This window comes from Nocardia vulneris (genome assembly GCF_001613425.1).
In the GTDB taxonomy this organism is placed as follows: Bacteria; Actinomycetota; Actinomycetes; order Mycobacteriales; family Mycobacteriaceae; genus Nocardia; species Nocardia vulneris.
Genome location: NZ_BDCI01000001.1, coordinates 238,178 through 253,903 on the forward strand (window position 1 = coordinate 238,178; position 15,726 = coordinate 253,903).

The window sequence follows — 15,726 nt, forward strand, 5'->3', positions numbered from 1 at the left end:
CGACTCCACCTCGCTGGCGCTCGGTTCCGTCATGCGCGAGGCGCGCTGTGACATGGTTCGCTCACTACGTTCGCTCACGACTGCACCTCGCTGAAGATCTCACTCAGCTCCGCGGGCGGCGCCTCGTCCAGCTGTGCGTAGGTGCATGATTCGGGGGTGCGGTCGGTGCGGAACCGGACCAGTCTGCCGCCGTGCCGGAGCCGGCCGGACTGCACGTGTTCGTAGCGGACCTCGGCGACCAGTTCGGTGCGCAACGCCTCCCAGGAGAGGTCCTTGCCGCCGGTCCAGCGGCTCACCCCGCCGGGCATCTTGCCGTCGGCCCTGGCTTGCGCCGCGGCGTCGGCCCATTCACGCCACGGATGGTTTTCCAGCGCGTTCTCCCGCAGCGGCGCGAGCTCGTCGACCAGTTCTTTGCGCCGGGCCGCGGTGAAGCTGCTCGCCACGCCGACGTGGTGCAGGTTGCCCTCGTCGTCGAAGAGCCCGAGCAGCAGCGAGCCGACGCCTTCCCCGTCCTTGTGCCAGCGGAACCCGGCGACCACGCAGTCGGCGGTGCGTTCGTGCTTGACCTTCAGCATCACGCGCTTGTCCTGCAGGTAGGCCAGCCCGTCGGCCTTGACCATGACACCGTCGAAGCCCGCGCCCTCGAACCGGGTGAACCAGTCCTCGGCGACGTCGGGGTCCTGGGTGATGGGAGTCAGGTGCACTCGTGCGGGTTCGGTGTCGAGGATGGTCTCGAGCAGTCGCCTGCGTTCGGCGAACGGCTCCTCGGTGAGGTCGCGGTCGCCGAGGGCGAGCAGATCGAACGCGACGAAACTGGCCGGCGTCTCCACCGCCAGCTTGTTGACCCGGGACGCGGCCGGATGCAGCCGGTTCTGCAGCGTGTCGAAGTCCAGGCCCTGATCGGTCACCACGACGATCTCGCCGTCGACCACGCACCGGTCCGGCAGCGCCTGCTGCAACAACTCGGCGACCTCGGGGAAATACCTGGTCAACGGGCGGTCGTTGCGGGAGCCGAGCTCCACCTCGGCCCCGTCGCGGAAGACGATGCAGCGGAAGCCGTCCCATTTCGGCTCGTAGCTGAGCCCGGGTTCACGGGGCACGCCCGGCGCGGTTTTGGCGAGCATCGGCCGGACAGGTGGCATCACCGGTAAGTCCACGCGAACTACCCTCCTCGGTTCGTGTTCCTTACCGATGCAGACGGCATGTTCGAGCAGAATTCATCGGCACTTGCCGATGATCGTAAGCGCCGCAGCCGACAAGATCGGGAATTGGCGGCTGCGGCGAAACCCGTATCAGTTGTCCAGCCAGCCGTGTTGCTCGGCGAAGGCGGTGAGCCGGTCGCGGATGGTGAGGATCTCCCCGGCGGTCAAGGCGGGACTGGCGTCCAGCAGCAGCTCGGTGATGAGGCGTTTGTGTTCGGCGACCGTGAGGTGCCCGGAGTTCGACCGGTGTTTCGATTTGTGCGGTAGCACCGGCGGGTTCGGCTGACCGCCGACGACGGTCAGGTTCACCGCCTTCGGCCCCCGATCGCCCTCGGTCATGTCGAATTCGAATACCCGGCCCTGGCGTAACTCGTCCTCATCCAGTCCGATGTCGTTGACGTGCACGAATACGTCCGGACCGCCGTCCTCCGGTCGAATGAAACCGAATCCCCGAGAGCTGTCGAACGAGACCAATTTCCCGATGGACACCAACACCCACTCCTCGCCACGCGGTCACTACCCGGTCACCTTAGCCCGCCTTATCCTCGTCGTTGGACGAAAGCGCCTTTTGTAATGAATTGAAAACCGTGAGTCCTTGACCGACCATTCCGTTCACCAGTTCGCCGACTCCGTCCGGCCCGTTGAGCACGGTGAGATTGGCGTTCGCCAGCCCGTTCGAGGCCTGCTTCACGATTTCGGGCAGCTGCTCGATCAACAACTGGTCCAACGCGATCCGGTTGTTCGACGCGGCCGCGGCGGCCTGGATCCGGGTGCGGTCGGCCTCGGCCTCGGCCAGGATGCGCACCCGATCCGCTTCCGCCTGAGCGGGTTTCACGACTTCGGTCTGCAACTGCTGCTCGCGCAGCTCGGCCTCCTTGCGCGCCTGCTCGGCCTGCGCTGTGAGCACCTCCTGCAAGGCCATCGCCTCGGCGAGCGGACCTGCCTGTGCCGCTTCGGCATTCGCCTTGTCGATATCGCGCTGGTACTGCGCGCGCAGGATCGCGGTCTCGCGCTGGTACTCGGCCTGCCTGCGCAGCGACTCCTGTTCGGCCTGCGCCGCGAGCTGCGCCGCCTGGGACTGGGCGATCTGCGCGTCGCGCTGCACGCTGGCATTGTGCGGTGCGGCCAGCGCCTGAATGTAGCCGAGATTTCCGTCGTCGATGGACTGGATCTGGAACGAATCGACCCAGAGGCCGATATTGCCCATCTCCACTTTGGACGCGACCAGGACCTCGTCGGCCAGCTTCTGGCGTTCCCGGATGATCTCCTCGACCGTCATCGAGCCGACGATCGAGCGCAGGTGACCGGAGAAGATGCGGCCGGTGAGCACCGACATCTCCTTTTCCTGTTCGGACAGGAAGCGTTGCGCCGCATTGACGATCGACTGGGTGTCGTTGGCGACCTTGAACGCGATCACCGCGCGCACTTCGAGCTGGATCGCCTGCTTGGTGACGCAGCGCTCCTTGATCTCGGCCTCGAACATGGCCAGCGAGAGGTAGCGCACCTTACGGAACAGCGGCACCACCCAGCTGCCGCGGCCGATCACCACCTTGAACGGCGTGTTGTCTTTGCTCTTGGCGCCGCTGATCAGCATCGCCTCGTCCGGGTCGGGTACGTGGTAACCCAGCACGGTTGTCTCCCTTACTGTTTCAAATTCCTTCGGCCGGATCCGGCGTCAGCGGAATCCAGGGCACCACATCGACGATGCGTCCGGGATGGACCTCGATGACCAGCACCGCGGTGCCTGCCGGAATCGCTTCGGCCGCACGGGCGATGTACAGCTCTGTGCCCCCGCGAATCGCCACCAAGACCTCCCCTAACATGCCCGCACCCCGGATGGGCGAGGTGAGCGTACCCGTCAAACCGACCACGGGGTCGCTCATCGCACCGATCTCCTCCCACTGACAGTCCGAGTGGTCACACTACGTCCCGGACAGTGGGTTTCCCAGGCGACAGGGCCGGGTGAATCCGGTTCGTGACCACGGGAGTTGCTCCGCGCGCGGGCGTAGGGGGTGAACGACCAGGTTGCGGGTGTCTCAGTATGCCGAGATGTGCGCGGGTATGTTGCTTGCATGGGAGGACGGCTCGCGTTGGTGGTCGGGTCCGAATGTGTGGCGCTGGGGGAGCTGGGATTCACCGGCGAACTCGCAACGGGTTTGTATGGGAGTTTGACCGAGGCCGGTGGGTGGCGCGCGGCGACGGACGAGGACGGTCCGGTACTGAATCCGACAGCGGCGCAACTGGTCACGGCGGTGGACGAGGCGTTCGCGGCGGCCGCGCAGCGGCAGGCGACATTGCTGCTCGCTTTCATCGGCCACGGCGTGGCGACCAATGCCGAGGATTTCTATCTGCTCGGTCATGACTCGCCCGCGAACCCGAACTCGCACAATGCCTTTCATCTGACGCAGGAGATCAGGGAGCGGCTGAACCAGGCGGCGCTGGACGGGCTGGTGGTGCTGGTCGACGCCTGCGAGACCGGGCAGGGCGTGCTCGGTGCCGCGCGCCGGTGGACCGATCTGCTCGCGCAGTCGGCGGGGCGGATGGAGATGCTGGTCGCGGCGAGCGACGGCCCGGCGTTCTCCGGATGCTTCACCAGGACCATGCTGTCCACCTTCGGCGCCGGGTTGCCGCTGCGCGGCGAGAACCTGTTGCCCGCCGATCTGGTCGATCCGATCGCGGGCGAGTGCGTTCATCAACAGCCGCAGTACCTTTCGTTCACCTCCGGCGCGGTGTCGGTGGAACACGGCGCCGACCCGGGACTCTGGTTGGTGCCCAACACCGCCCGGCACCGCGACGCCGTGAGCGGGCGCTCCGCAGCGGGATTCGTCGACCAGCTCACCCGCGGGCTGCTGGTGACCCCCGACGTGCGCGAGCACCTGGACGCCATCGTCGACGCCGGGTCGCATCGCCTGCGCGTGGTGATCGGACCGACCGGTGCGGGCAAATCGACGTTGCTGGCCATGCTGATTCGGCCGAGCCTGGTCGAGGGCTTGGCGGTGACTCCCGAATACATCACCGCGGCAGTGTTTCTCACCGCCGCGAGCTCGATCGAGGCGGTCGCGGCCGAGCTCGCCGCCCAATTGAGCGCGCGCCTGCCCGGTTTCGCCGATGCCGCGCGGTCCGTGCGCGCGCACCGATCGCGCGACGAGTTCGACATCTTCGACATCGCGGTGCGTCATCCGCTGGCGCGGCTGTCCACCGCGGGCCGCCGGGTGACGCTGGTGTTCGACGGGCTCAACCAGCCCCAGCCGGGCACCCGGCGGCTGCTCTGCGCCGCCATCTGCGATCTCACGAAACGCGAAGACCTGCGCCATGTCCGGGTGATCGCCGGGGTGCGCGACGGTACCGGCGTGGAAGACGAGCCCACCCTGGCGCACATGCACCGGATCGAGGTCGGCGAGCCCGCCGCCGACGATATCGCCACCGTCGTGGGATCGGCGCGCGGCACCGGTGCGCCGGCCGATCCCGCCGATTGGGTGCAGTGGATCCAGGGCCTGCTGTCCGAAACACCAACGGCCGTCGAGGACGACACGCACGTGGTCTCCGGCGGCTGGCTGCTGGCACGCATGCTGCTCGAGGTGGCGCCGAGCATCACCGACGGCGCGGTGGCCGCCGGGATCGGCCTGGACCGGATCGTCACCCTGCGCGTCGACGCGGCGCTGCGCGGCATGCAGCCCGACACCGTGCACGCCGCAGGCACCTACCTCGGCGTGCTCATCGCCGCGGGCGTCGGGCCGGTGCTGCCGATCGAACTCGCCGACGCGGCGCTGACCTCGCTCGGCATCGATCTGCACATCGCCCGGATCCGCGATATCACGGTGGCGCTCGGCGCGCTCGTCACCCGCAGTCACCCCGGCACGCTGCGGGAATCGATCGGCGTGACGCACGGCGCGTTGCTGCCCGGCCTGCGCGCGGAATGCAAGCAGCTCGGCGTGGAGATCGAGGACGCGCACCGGGCCATCATCGCCGCCATCAAACACAGTCAGAGCGATCGCGCCGCCGACTACGCCCGCGGTTCGGCGGTGCGGCACTGCCTGGCCTACCGGGATTCCACCAGCGCGCTGCACTTCCTGGAGATGTTGCAGACCGCGCGCGCCGCCGACAACCGGGACCTGTGGGCGGCCTGGGTACCCGCGTTCGTCGAAACCCTCGGCCCCGACCATCCGGACACCCTGACGACCCGCAGCCGCGAGGCCTATCACCGGGCCGAGAGCGGTGACTACCTCGGTGCCATCACGGCTTTCGAGCAGCTGCTCGTCGACCGGCTCCGGGTGCTGGGCCCCGATCACCCGAAAACCCTTGGTACGCGCACCAATCTGGCCACCTACCGCGCCCGGTGCGGCGACTATCCCGGTGCTCGGGCGGATTACCAGCGCCTGCTCGCCGATCAGATCCGGCTACTCGGTCCCGACCATCCCGATACCCTGCGCACCCGCAACGACCTGGCGTCCAATCGTGCCGACCAGGGCGACCTGGTCGGTGCGATCATCGATTTCGAGGCCCTGCGTGCCGACCGTGCCCGCATCCTCGGTCCCGACGACCCGCAAACCCTGCGCACCCGCAACAGCCTCGCCTACTGGCACGGCGAACACGGCGACGTCACCGCGGCGCTGCACGAATTCGAGCAACTGCTCACCGACTGCCTGCGCATCTTCGGCCCGGACCATCCGGCCACCCTCAACGCTCGCAACAATCTCGCGGCGTTTCGCGCGCGCAGCGGTGATATCGCCGGTGCGCGCGCCGAATTCACGCACCTGCTCGACGACCGGGTCCGGGTGCTCGGCGCGGATCATCCCGACACGCTCACCACCCGGAGCACGCTGGCCTCGTATCGCGCCGACGCGGGTGAGCTGCCCTGCGCCATCGCCGAACTCGAACAGCTGCTGGCCGATCGCCTGCGGGTGCTCGGTCCCGATCATCCCGACACCTTCGCCACCCGCAACGACCTGGCGTCCCGGCAGGCAGAACACGGCGACCTCCGCAAAGCGATCGCCGAACTGGAAGTCCTGCTGGTGGCCGAACTCCGCGCCCTGGGGCCGACCCACGCCGCGACGATCCGCACGCAGACCACGCTCGCGCACTGGCGCGCCCGTCTCGCGGGATAGCGCGGTCCGGCCGGCGGGTATCTTGCTTGCATGGGAGGACGGCTCGCGCTGGTGGTGGGGTCGGAGTGCGTCGCGCTGGGGGAGTTGGGGTTCACCGCGGCGCTGGCCGGTGACCTGTACGGCGGCCTGTGCCGGTCCGGGGGATGGGCGGCGGCGACCGGCACGGCCGGGCCGGTGCTGAATCCCACTGCCGCCGAGCTGGTGTCGGTGATGGACGAGGCGTTCCGGGTCGCGTCCGAGCAGCGGGCGACCTTGCTCGTCGCGTTCATCGGCCACGGGGTCGCGACCGGTGCCGGCGACTTCTTCCTGCTCGCGCACGATTCTCCGGCGGTGCCGCGCTCGCACAACGCCTTTCACCTCGCCCAGGGTATCCGGGAACGATTGAACGAGTCGACGCTGGACGGACTGATCGTGCTGATCGACGCCTGCGAGACCGAACAGGGCCTCCGCGGTGCGGCCACCCGATGGACCGATCTGCTCGCCGACGCCGCGGGCCGGATGGAGCTACTGGTCGCCTCGGGGGCCGGGCCCGCGTACTCCGGCTGTTTCACGCGCACGGTGCTGGCGACGTTCGACACCGGCCTGCCGCTGCGCGGTGAGACCCTGCTCGCGCACGATCTGGTGGACCCGATCGCGCGCAGCTGCCTGCGCCAGGAACCACAGCACCTGTCCTTCACCGCGGGCACGGTGACCGGCACGGCGGGCGGCGATCCCGGATTGTGGTTGGTGCCCAACGCCGCTCGGCGGCGCGACGCGCTGACCGGGCGGCCCGCGGCCGGTCTGCTGGATCAGCTCACGCGAGACGTGGTGGTGACCGACGCGCTGCGCGAAAGCCTGATCGATCTCGTCGAATCGGGCGGGCGGCGCCTGCGCGCGGTGGTCGGGCCGGTCGGGTCCGGCAAATCGACGCTGCTGGCACTGCTGATCCGGCCGAGCGTGGCCGAGGGGCTGCCGATCGCGCCCGAATACGTCACCGCGGCAGTGTTTCTCACCGCGAGCAGCTCGCTCGAGACCGCGGTCGGGGAGCTGGCGGAGCAGCTGGCGGATCGGCTGCCCGGGTATACCCGCGCCGCCCGCGTGCCCTGGGCCGGGGCGGGCGAGCCGGACATCTTCGAACTCGAGCTGGCCGCCCCGCTGGCCCGATTGCGCCGGGCGGGGCAGCGGATCACGCTCGTGTTCGACGGACTCGATCTACCGGAGCCGGGGAGCCGGGATCTGCTGATCGACGCCGTCGCCGAGCTGACCGAGCGGCCCGAGCTGCCGCACGTCCGCGTCATCGTCGGCGTGCGGGCCGGCGCGGCGGCGCAGGCCGATCCTCGGCTCGGGCACATGCATTCGATCGCGATCACCGGGCCCGGGGTCGGTGAGATCGCTGCCGAGGTGCAGCGCGGCGATCGGCCGCCGCACTCCGCCGACACCGGGTACCAGGGCATCGACTACATGGGCGGCGATCTCGGACCCAGTACGGGTGCACGGGTTCCGGCCGGTTGGCTGCTGGCCAAGCTGCTGCGCGAACTACATCCGAGCGCGCGGGACCGGCTGTCCTCGCGCGCCGACATCGATACCCTTGCCGCCCAACGTCTCCGGCTCGCCGCGGAGTCGGCGGCACCCGAGGTCGCGAACGCCATCGGCCCGATGGTGGCGATCCTCGTCGCGGCGGGCGTGGGCCCGGTGCTGCCCATCGAGGTGCTGGAAACCGCGCTGGCCGAATGGCAGCGACCGCTGCGCACCGCCGGAATCCGGGACGCCGCAGCCGGACTCGGCGCCCTGCTCACCCGCAGCCGTCCCGGGACGGCGGACGAAGCGCTCGGCATCGCGCACGATGTGCTGCTCGCGGGTCTGGCGCAAGCCTGCGGTGCGCTGCAGGCGAGCATCGAGGACGCGCACACCGCGATACTGCTGGCGATCCGGACGCGCGACGGCGAACGGAGCGAGGAATACGCCCGTGCCGCGGGTGCGCGGCACTACCTCGCCGGCGGCGACGGCCGCCGGGCGGTCGAGCACCTCGTCGAACTCGAAACCGCCCGCGCCGCCGACAACCGGGACATGTGGGCGGCGTGGGTGCCCTCGATCGCGGCCGTGATCGGCGATCGGCATCCGGATACATTGCGCGCCAGGGAGTATCTCGCGATCCGGCGCGCGGACAGCGGTGACTTCCGCGGTGCGGTCGCCGACTACGAGCGGGTGCTCGCCGACGAGATCGCGATCTTCGGCGCCGAGCATCGCAACACCCTCTCGACCCGCTATCGGCTCGCGGCCGCGCGCGGGGAGATCCGCGATCCGGCGGGCGCCGCGGCGGAACTGGAAGACGTGCTCGCGGACCAGCGCCGCGTCCTCGGCGCGGACGACCCGGATACCCTGCGTACCCGCGGCAAGCTGGCGTCGTTGCGTGCGGTACAGGGCGATCTGGCCGGTGCGATCGCCGAAACCGAAGAGCTGCTGGCGATTCGGCGTCGTGTGCTCGGTCCGGCGCACCCCGAGACCTTGGCGACCCGGGGCAATCTGGCCGGATATCGCGTCATGGGCGGTGATTCGGCGACTACCGTCGACGAGCTACAGAGTTTGCTGGCTGAGCAGCTGGGGGTGCTGGCGTCCGATGACCCGCGCGTACTGCTCACCCGGGCCAAACTCGCCACTGCGCGAGCCCGTGGCGGCGATACCGCCGGAGCGATCGCCGCGGGCGAGGTGCTGCTGGCCGATCAGGTGCGCGTGCTCGGTCCCGAGGATCCCGTCACCTTGCGCACTCGGGCCGATCTGGCCGGCTATCGGGCGCGCGGCGGGGACCTGGACGCGGCGATCGAGGAGCTGTACAGCGCACTGACCGAGCGGATCAAGGTGCTGGGGCCTGATCACCGTGAAATCCTCTACACCAGAGGCAATCTCGCTTATCTGCGGGCGAAGAACGGCGACCTGCACAGCGGACTGCGCGAGGCGCGGCTGGTACTGGACGACCAGGTGCGGGTCCTGGGCAGCGACCACCCGGACACCTTCGTCACCCGCGGCAATCTCGCGGCCTTCCGAGCCAAGACCGGGCAGGTGGTGGCCGCGGAGGCGGAAAGCCGTGCGTTGCTCGCGGATCAACTGCGCGTCCTCGGCCCCGAGCATCCGCAAACCCTGCTGACCCGCAACAACCTCGCCGCCTACCGCGCCAGAAATGGGGACGTGCCCGGCGCGGTCGCCGAACTGACCGCCCTCCTCGGCGACCGCGAGCGCATCCTCGGCCCCGACCACCCCGACACCGTCCGCACCCGGGAAAACCTCACCCACTGGCTGTCCCGACCCGCCCCCTGACCACGGACATCAGCGCAGATCGTGGGCCAGTTTGGTGGCGCCGACCAGGAAGTAGCTTCCGGTCAGGGCGGTCATGGCGAGTGCGACCGGTCGCGGGAGGTCGCCGCGCACGCTGTGTGCGGCGCCGTGCGTCGTGTCGATGAGGTCGACCAGCAACGCCAGCCGCTGCCACCGCGTCTGCTCCGGACCCGTCGCGCCGAGATACCCCAGCCCCAGCGCGAGTGCCCGTGCACCGAAAATCCTTGTCATATAGGTCAGTTCCGGCGTGGGCCGAATTCCGAACGCCTTCGCGAACGGCCCGGGGACGGCCAGCGCCGCGACCCCGAGGACGATCCGGCCCACCGCGAGACCGCGCAGCGCACTAGTAATTCCCATACCCCGAGCCTGCCCCGGCGCACCCCACCGGGTCGATTACCCCTGAGGTAATCGACCCGCCCGACCCTAGGCGGTCCAGCGGCCGCGGACGCCGGCGAAGACCTTGGCGGCGGGGTCGGCGGTGATCTTGTCGGAGTCGGTGTCGTAGTCGTAGAGCTCGGCGTAGCGGCCCCAGTCGATGGCGATGTCGAGTTGGCGGCGGGCGTCCTCGGGGCCGAAGCCGCGGCGCAGCAGGTCGAGGAAGAAGCCGGCGCGCAGGCTGCCGTCGGAGCTGCCCGCCAGGCCCTTGCAGATGGTGCGGACCAGCGGGGCGCGATGGCGGGCCTGCTCGGCGAAGATGCGCTTGCTCTCCTGGATGTCGGCGCTGGTGAACGCCGTGCCGATCTCGGTGAGCAGGACATCGCCGTCCTCGACGGTGCTGAAGCCGAGCAGCTCGGCGGCGTCGACCAGGGGGAGCAGATCGTCGATCTCGAAGTTGAGTTCGTCGGCGATATCGGGCAGATCGGCCCGCCCGCCGCCGGCGTAGACCAGTTCGACCAGGCCGGCGAGCCCGCCGACCGAGGCGTCGGGCAGCGGTTGGGCGGTGGGTGTGGCCTTGTCCGGTCCGGTGACGACCGGCTCGGTATCCCGCCCGGTCAGCAGACCGTAGATCTGATCGACCATGGCCTCGAACCACGGCGCCCGCCGATCGCGCGGACGCGGGTGCGATACCGCGATCTCGGCGATGATCCGTCCCGGATTGGCGCCGAGCACGAGCACCCGGTCGGCCAACTGCACCGCCTCTTCGATGTTGTGCGTGACGACGCAGATCGCCTTGGTGGGGAAATCGTCGGTGGCCCAGAGATTTACGAGCTCGGTGCGCAGGTTCTCCGCGGTCAGCACGTCGAGCGCGGAGAACGGTTCGTCCATCAGCAGCAGATCCGGTTCGAGCACCAGCGCCCGGGCGAACCCGACCCGCTGGCGCATACCGCCGGAAAGCTCCTTGGGATAGGCGGATTCGAAGCCGTCGAGACCGATCATGTCGATGGCGGCGAGCGCGCGCTGCTTACGTTCGGCGGGTGCCACATTCCGTGCCGCGAGTCCGAGCTCGACGTTGTCCTGCACGGTGAGCCACGGCATCAGCGCGAAGGACTGAAAAACCAGCGCCGCACCGGGGTTGCTGCCGTTCAGCGGGGTGCCCCGGTATCGGACCTCGCCGTCGGACGGTGCGATGAGTCCGGCGATGATGCGCAGCAGCGTGGACTTGCCTGAACCCGAACGCCCCAGCAGCGCCACGATTTCGCCGCTGCGCAGTTGCAGATCGATGCCGTCCAGCACCCGCAGCTCGTCGCCCGCGGCGCCGGTGAACCGCTTGCCGACCGCGGCGATGTCGAGCAGGACTTCGGCAGTGGGGGTGGACGTGGTCATGAGCGACCTCCTGTCGAGCGAAGAGCGAACCGGCCCAGATCATTTCGCGGATGGACCGGTGAAAGAGCAAGCGTCCGTGCGGTGCTCACAGCGAGTACCTCCGCTGCGCCAGTGCGTAGAGCCGCCGCCAGAACAGCCGGTTGATGCCGACCACGTAGATGCTCATGACCAGCACTCCGATCAGGATCCGCGGTGAGTCACCGACGGTGGTCGCCTCGTGGATGTAGGAACCGAGTCCGGCGGCGACCAGGGTGGTCGAGCCGTAGTCGACGACCTCGGAGACGATGGACGCGTTCCACGCACCGCCGGCCGCGGTGATCCCGCCGGTCACATAGCTGGGGAAGATGGCGGGCAGAATCAGCCTGCGCCACCACAGTTTTCGCGGGAGTTGCAGGTTGGCGGCGGCCTCGCGCAGATCGGTCGGCACCGCGCTGGCCCCGGCGATGACGTTGAACAGGATGTACCACTGCGCCCCGAGCGCCATCAGGAGGGTGCCCGCCCAGTTCAGGCTGGCTCCGCTCCAGACGAGCACGGCGGTGATGAACGGGAACAGGAAGTTGGCGGGGAAGCTGGCCAGTACCTGCACGACCGGCTGGGCGAGCCGGGAAACTTTGGGGTTCAACCCGATCCACACCCCGACGGGCACCCACACCACGGTCGCGAGCACCAGCAGCACCACCACCCGGAGCAGGGTCAGGAAGCCGAGCCCGAACGCGTGCCCGACTTCGCCGAATCCGGCGGTCGAGTCGATGTAGCCGACCACCCGGTAGGCCCCGTAGGCCACGGCGACCGCGATCACCGCGGCGAACACCAGATCGCCGGCCCGACGCCGCAGCGGCGAGCTGTGCAGCGGGTATTCGGCGAGCCCGAACACGCTCATCATCCGATCCAGCGGTGCGACCAACGGGCCGAACACCTTGCCGAGCAGCAGTGGAATGTGCGAGCGCCGCAACAGGTTCAGCACGATGCTGCGCGGTGCGTCGGCCGCGCCGGTGTCCTCGACCCGGAAGCGCTCGGCCCAGGCGGTGAGCGGTCGCCAGAACAGGAAGTTCACCCCGACCACCATCAGGACCATCACGCCGATCGCGATGAACACCTTGCCGAGATCGCCGTCCGCGGTCGCCGTGGCGACATAGGAGCCGATACCGGGCAACGCGTACTCGTGGTTGTTGACGCTGATCGCCTCGGACGCGACCAGGAAGAACCAGCCGCCGCCGAAGCTCATCATGCCGTTCCAGACCAGCGGGATCATGCCGCTGGGCGCGTCGACCCGCCAGAACCGTTGCCAGCGTGACAGTCTCAGGTTGCGCGACGCCTCGTCCAGCTCGCGCGGCTGCGCGGCCAGGCTGTGGTAGAACGCGAACGCCATGTTCCATGCCTGCGAGGTGAAAATGGCGAAGATGGAAGCGCTTTCGAGACCGAGCTGCGAGCCGGGGAACAGCGCGATGAACCCGGCCACGGTGATCGAGAGAAAGCCGAGGATCGGCACCGACTGCAGGATGTCCAGCAGCGGCAGCAGCACCGCGCGGGCCCGCCGCAGCCGGGCGGCCGCGGTCGCGTAGACGAAGGTGAACAGGATCGAGAGCCCGAGTGCGGCGAACATGCGCAGCAGCGACCGGGCCGCGTAGTAGGGGAGTTGATCCGGATCGGTGGACACCGTGGCGGGCGCCGCGGCCTGGTCGAACGGCACGTTCGCGCTCGCGGAGACCCGCACGATCAGCCAGACCAGGACCGCCGCGCCGACGAAGACGACGACATCGGCGTACCGGTTGCGGGGCCGGTCGAGCGCGGCCCCGGCGGGGTAGGAGCGCAACAGCGTCATGCCTGCGTTCCCTTCGCTTCGGCGGTGCCCGCGATGTGCCAGCCGACGCTGGTCACCGACGGCTCCAGGCTCAGCCTGCTGACGGCGGATTCCATCTGCCGATCGTCGCGCTGATCGCCGAACAGTTCGGCGCGCACCTCGACCCGGCCCGGCGTGCCGGTGTTCGCACTGGAGATCGAGACGAGCTGAAAGTCGGTGCGCGTCAACGCTTGTACGAGCAGGGCCCGGACGTGCGCCTCGTTGTCGTCGTTGGTGACGGCGGCGAACGCGTAGGACGCGGGCTGTTCGCCGCCCGCCTCGGGCTGCCGGTCGACGGCGCGTCCGGCGGCGCGCAGCGCGATGTTGACCACGACCACCGCCACGGTGCCCGCCGCGGCCGTGCTGTACATTCCGGCGCCGGCGAGCGCGCCGACGGCGGCCGCGCACCACAGCGTCGCCGCGGTGTTGAGGCCGCGCACGTTGAGCCCGTCGCGGATGATGACACCCGCGCCGAGGAAGCCGATGCCGGACACGATCTGCGCGGCGACCCGGGTCGGGTCGGCGGTGCCGCCCGCGAAGCCGTGCGCCGAGAGCAGCACGAACAGGGTGGCCCCGGCGGCGACCAGCGCGTTGGTGCGCAGGCCCGCCATCCGGGCGCGGTATTGCCGTTCGAAGCCGATGGCCGCGCCCAGACCGACGCCGGTGAGCAGCCGGAGGATCATTTCCACTGTTGTCATGACCGCACTCCTGAACAATCAGCGCCGCCCGCCCGTGGCCGCGCCGAGCCGATGCTCGGCTAGGTCACGGGGTTGCCGCGAGGGTATGCCGCGGTGGCCGCCTTCGGAACGCTGGCGGGGTGGTCGCTGGGTGAATAATGGGCAAACTGGTATTCGGACTGTTACCGCCGGGCATCCGGCTCACCTCCCTCGCCTCTCGGCACACGGCATCCACCGAGCGTCATGACTTGATCGTTGCAGAGCACAGCAGGGGAACCCGGCAAAAACGCCGGTGGGCACCCCTCCTCGTAAGACCTTTGGCACTTCACGGCGTGAACCCGGCGGACCGGGAGCCAATCGGGATCACCCCTTAAGCCGGGGAGATCTGTCCTGACCCGGGGCGTCTCTCGACGTTCGGGGTCGCTGGCCTGTTTCCGTGAAGGAGCCTCAGCGAACGATCGGCACCTTGCGGTGGCCAGTAAACACCCGAATGGAAACGTTGGCAACCCGATGTGATCGCGGTCGCAGTGCCCAATCCTGTTGTGCCTGAGCCGCGCACGCGGCGAATCAGGCGCGGTACATCGCGCGGTACGCGGTGAGCACCGCGACGCAGTGGTCGACGATCTCGTCGCGGGTGGCGCGCAGCGAGCCGTTCAGCCAGGCGGAGAACATGCCCGCGTTGCCGCTGGCCATGGTGACCGCGGCGAGCCTGCGTTTGACCGGGTCGTCGATGTGGGCGAACAGGTGGTCCTGCATCAACCGGGTGAATTCGGGCATCACCGAGATGGTGGTCTGCCCGAGGCCGGTGCTGGAGTACGGCTCGACCAGGAACAGCCGGGATTTGCGGGGATCGGCGAGCACCTTGTCGACCAGGATCTGGGCCAGCTCGCGATCCCGGGACGGCTCGTCGGCCGCGGCGAACGCGGTCATCGGCTGCAGGAATTCCTCGGCGACTTGGCGGTAGAGCACGTCGAGCAGTTCGTCTCGGCTGCTGAAGCTTTCGTAGAAATAGCGGTCGGTGAGATTGGCTCGGCGACAGACCGCGCGCATCGTCACCCCGCTGGCGCCCGCCTCGCCGATCAGATCGAGCGCGGCCTCGAGTAGCGCGCCGCGGCGCGCCTCCCGGCGTTCGGTGAGGGTCGTGCCGCCCCAGATCCGTGGGCCCGCGTCGTCGTCTGATTCCTGGCCTGATTGCACGGCACCACATTAGTGCCTGGTCGCCCCCGGCAACGGCGACCCGCGACGCGGCCGGACGACCGGCCCACCGGTATCGGCGGGCCGGTCGTCACCGGGCTTGCGACTCGCTCGATGCGATCAGGGCAACACCAGGCACGCGAAGCCCAGGTTGACACCGGTGCCGACGGTCGCCTGGGTCGAGACGAACTCGCCCTCGTTGCGCACCGCGTAGACGGTGTGATTGCCGGGGACCAGCGGCGTCCACTTCGCGGTCACGGTGCCGGAGCTGGGGACCGTGATCCAGCCGCCGGGATCGAAGGTGCCGGTGGGATCGAAGAAGCCGACGACGTCGCCGGGTGTCGCGGTGGCCGTGGCGATGTAGGTGCAACTCGTGCCGAAGGCGGTGGAGCTGCCGAAGCTCAGTCCGGGCGCCACACCGACGGCGTTGACCGTCGCGGGCGCGGCCGGTGCGGCGACCACCAGGGCCGCGGACACGGCGCCGAACGAGGTCAACGCGGCGGCGATGGATTTGTTCGAGCGGAACATGATGAACCATCTCTTTCGGGCATTGGCAGAGAAACTGCAGCACGGTGCTGCGCTCACCGGTAGTTTGCCTGCGATGGCCCCGGGACACGCCCGGAATCGAGCGATGG

At 69.2% G+C, this 15,726-nt stretch carries 12 protein-coding genes and 1 riboswitch; of the genes, 2 read left to right on the forward strand and 10 right to left on the reverse strand.

The genetic code is table 11. From position 1 onward, the window contains the following. Positions 1 to 74: 74 nt before the first annotated feature. The 4 genes from NVU01S_RS01015 to NVU01S_RS01030 all read right to left on the reverse strand — a co-directional run bounded on the left by NVU01S_RS01015 (position 75) and on the right by NVU01S_RS01030 (position 3,085). Complete coding sequence (locus NVU01S_RS01015) at positions 75 to 1,157, reverse strand: ATP-dependent DNA ligase (RefSeq protein ID WP_218023622.1); 1,083 nt, start codon at positions 1,155 to 1,157, stop codon at positions 75 to 77. A 135-nt stretch (positions 1,158 to 1,292) separates the two neighbouring features. Further along, on the reverse strand, positions 1,293 to 1,697 hold the full coding sequence (locus NVU01S_RS01020) for a cold-shock protein (protein WP_014984780.1): 405 nt from the start codon (positions 1,695 to 1,697) through the stop codon (positions 1,293 to 1,295). A 34-nt stretch (positions 1,698 to 1,731) separates the two neighbouring features. Then, positions 1,732 to 2,832: an SPFH domain-containing protein gene (locus tag NVU01S_RS01025; protein ID WP_014984781.1), complete on the reverse strand. Its 1,101-nt coding sequence runs from the start codon at positions 2,830 to 2,832 to the stop codon at positions 1,732 to 1,734. 19 nt (positions 2,833 to 2,851) lie between these two features. Beyond that, complete coding sequence (locus NVU01S_RS01030; protein WP_043672444.1) at positions 2,852 to 3,085, reverse strand: NfeD C-terminal domain-containing protein; 234 nt, start codon at positions 3,083 to 3,085, stop codon at positions 2,852 to 2,854. Positions 3,086 to 3,274: 189 nt separating this feature from the next. Here NVU01S_RS01030 and NVU01S_RS01035 point away from each other — a divergent pair, with 189 nt between their 5' ends. Together NVU01S_RS01035 and NVU01S_RS01040 are read left to right on the forward strand one after the other, a co-directional pair. Beyond that, entirely contained in the window at positions 3,275 to 6,307 is a 3,033-nt protein-coding gene (locus tag NVU01S_RS01035) for a tetratricopeptide repeat protein (protein WP_052280723.1), read from the forward strand. A 30-nt stretch (positions 6,308 to 6,337) separates the two neighbouring features. Beyond that, positions 6,338 to 9,598 carry an ATP-binding protein gene (locus NVU01S_RS01040; RefSeq protein ID WP_052280722.1) on the forward strand — a complete coding sequence of 1,087 codons (3,261 nt, stop codon included), beginning with the start codon at positions 6,338 to 6,340 and terminating at the stop codon, positions 9,596 to 9,598. 9 nt (positions 9,599 to 9,607) lie between these two features. On the opposite strand, the gene NVU01S_RS01045 is transcribed toward NVU01S_RS01040, so the two are convergent. The 6 genes from NVU01S_RS01045 to NVU01S_RS01070 all read right to left on the reverse strand — a co-directional run bounded on the left by NVU01S_RS01045 (position 9,608) and on the right by NVU01S_RS01070 (position 15,619). After that, positions 9,608 to 9,973 carry a hypothetical protein gene (locus NVU01S_RS01045; protein WP_052280721.1) on the reverse strand — a complete coding sequence of 122 codons (366 nt, stop codon included), beginning with the start codon at positions 9,971 to 9,973 and terminating at the stop codon, positions 9,608 to 9,610. Positions 9,974 to 10,039: 66 nt separating this feature from the next. Further along, positions 10,040 to 11,380, reverse strand: a complete 1,341-nt coding sequence (locus tag NVU01S_RS01050; protein ID WP_043672441.1) for an ABC transporter ATP-binding protein — start codon at positions 11,378 to 11,380, stop codon at positions 10,040 to 10,042. A gap of 85 nt (positions 11,381 to 11,465) precedes the next feature. Then, positions 11,466 to 13,202, reverse strand: a complete 1,737-nt coding sequence (locus NVU01S_RS01055) for an ABC transporter permease (RefSeq protein ID WP_043672438.1) — start codon at positions 13,200 to 13,202, stop codon at positions 11,466 to 11,468. Further along, the gene (locus NVU01S_RS01060; RefSeq protein ID WP_043672435.1) at positions 13,199 to 13,918 is read right to left on the reverse strand and encodes an MgtC/SapB family protein; all 720 of its coding nucleotides are present in this window, start codon (positions 13,916 to 13,918) and stop codon (positions 13,199 to 13,201) included. The genes NVU01S_RS01055 and NVU01S_RS01060 overlap by 4 nt, the downstream gene beginning before the upstream one ends. 274 nt (positions 13,919 to 14,192) lie before the next feature. Then, positions 14,193 to 14,363: riboswitch (M-box (ykoK) riboswitch) on the reverse strand. A 101-nt stretch (positions 14,364 to 14,464) separates the two neighbouring features. Next, a complete protein-coding gene (locus NVU01S_RS01065; protein WP_052280720.1) occupies positions 14,465 to 15,094 on the reverse strand; it encodes a TetR/AcrR family transcriptional regulator in 630 nt (209 codons plus the stop codon). 117 nt (positions 15,095 to 15,211) lie between these two features. Further along, a complete protein-coding gene (locus tag NVU01S_RS01070; protein WP_029899638.1) occupies positions 15,212 to 15,619 on the reverse strand; it encodes a hypothetical protein in 408 nt (135 codons plus the stop codon). Positions 15,620 to 15,726: the final 107 nt, after the last annotated feature.

Excerpts from the sequence above, each read along its gene's own strand:
- NVU01S_RS01030 (WP_043672444.1), bottom strand. The coding sequence starts at position 3,085 with ATGAGCGACCCCGTGGTCGGTTTGACGGGTACGCTCACCTCGCCCATC.
- NVU01S_RS01055 (WP_043672438.1), bottom strand. The coding sequence starts at position 13,202 with ATGACGCTGTTGCGCTCCTACCCCGCCGGGGCCGCGCTCGACCGGCCC.
- NVU01S_RS01035 (WP_052280723.1), top strand. The coding sequence starts at position 3,275 with ATGGGAGGACGGCTCGCGTTGGTGGTCGGGTCCGAATGTGTGGCGCTG.
- NVU01S_RS01070 (WP_029899638.1), bottom strand. The coding sequence starts at position 15,619 with ATGTTCCGCTCGAACAAATCCATCGCCGCCGCGTTGACCTCGTTCGGC.
- NVU01S_RS01040 (WP_052280722.1), top strand. The coding sequence starts at position 6,338 with ATGGGAGGACGGCTCGCGCTGGTGGTGGGGTCGGAGTGCGTCGCGCTG.
- NVU01S_RS01060 (WP_043672435.1), bottom strand. The coding sequence starts at position 13,918 with ATGACAACAGTGGAAATGATCCTCCGGCTGCTCACCGGCGTCGGTCTG.
- NVU01S_RS01050 (WP_043672441.1), bottom strand. The coding sequence starts at position 11,380 with ATGACCACGTCCACCCCCACTGCCGAAGTCCTGCTCGACATCGCCGCG.
- NVU01S_RS01045 (WP_052280721.1), bottom strand. The coding sequence starts at position 9,973 with ATGGGAATTACTAGTGCGCTGCGCGGTCTCGCGGTGGGCCGGATCGTC.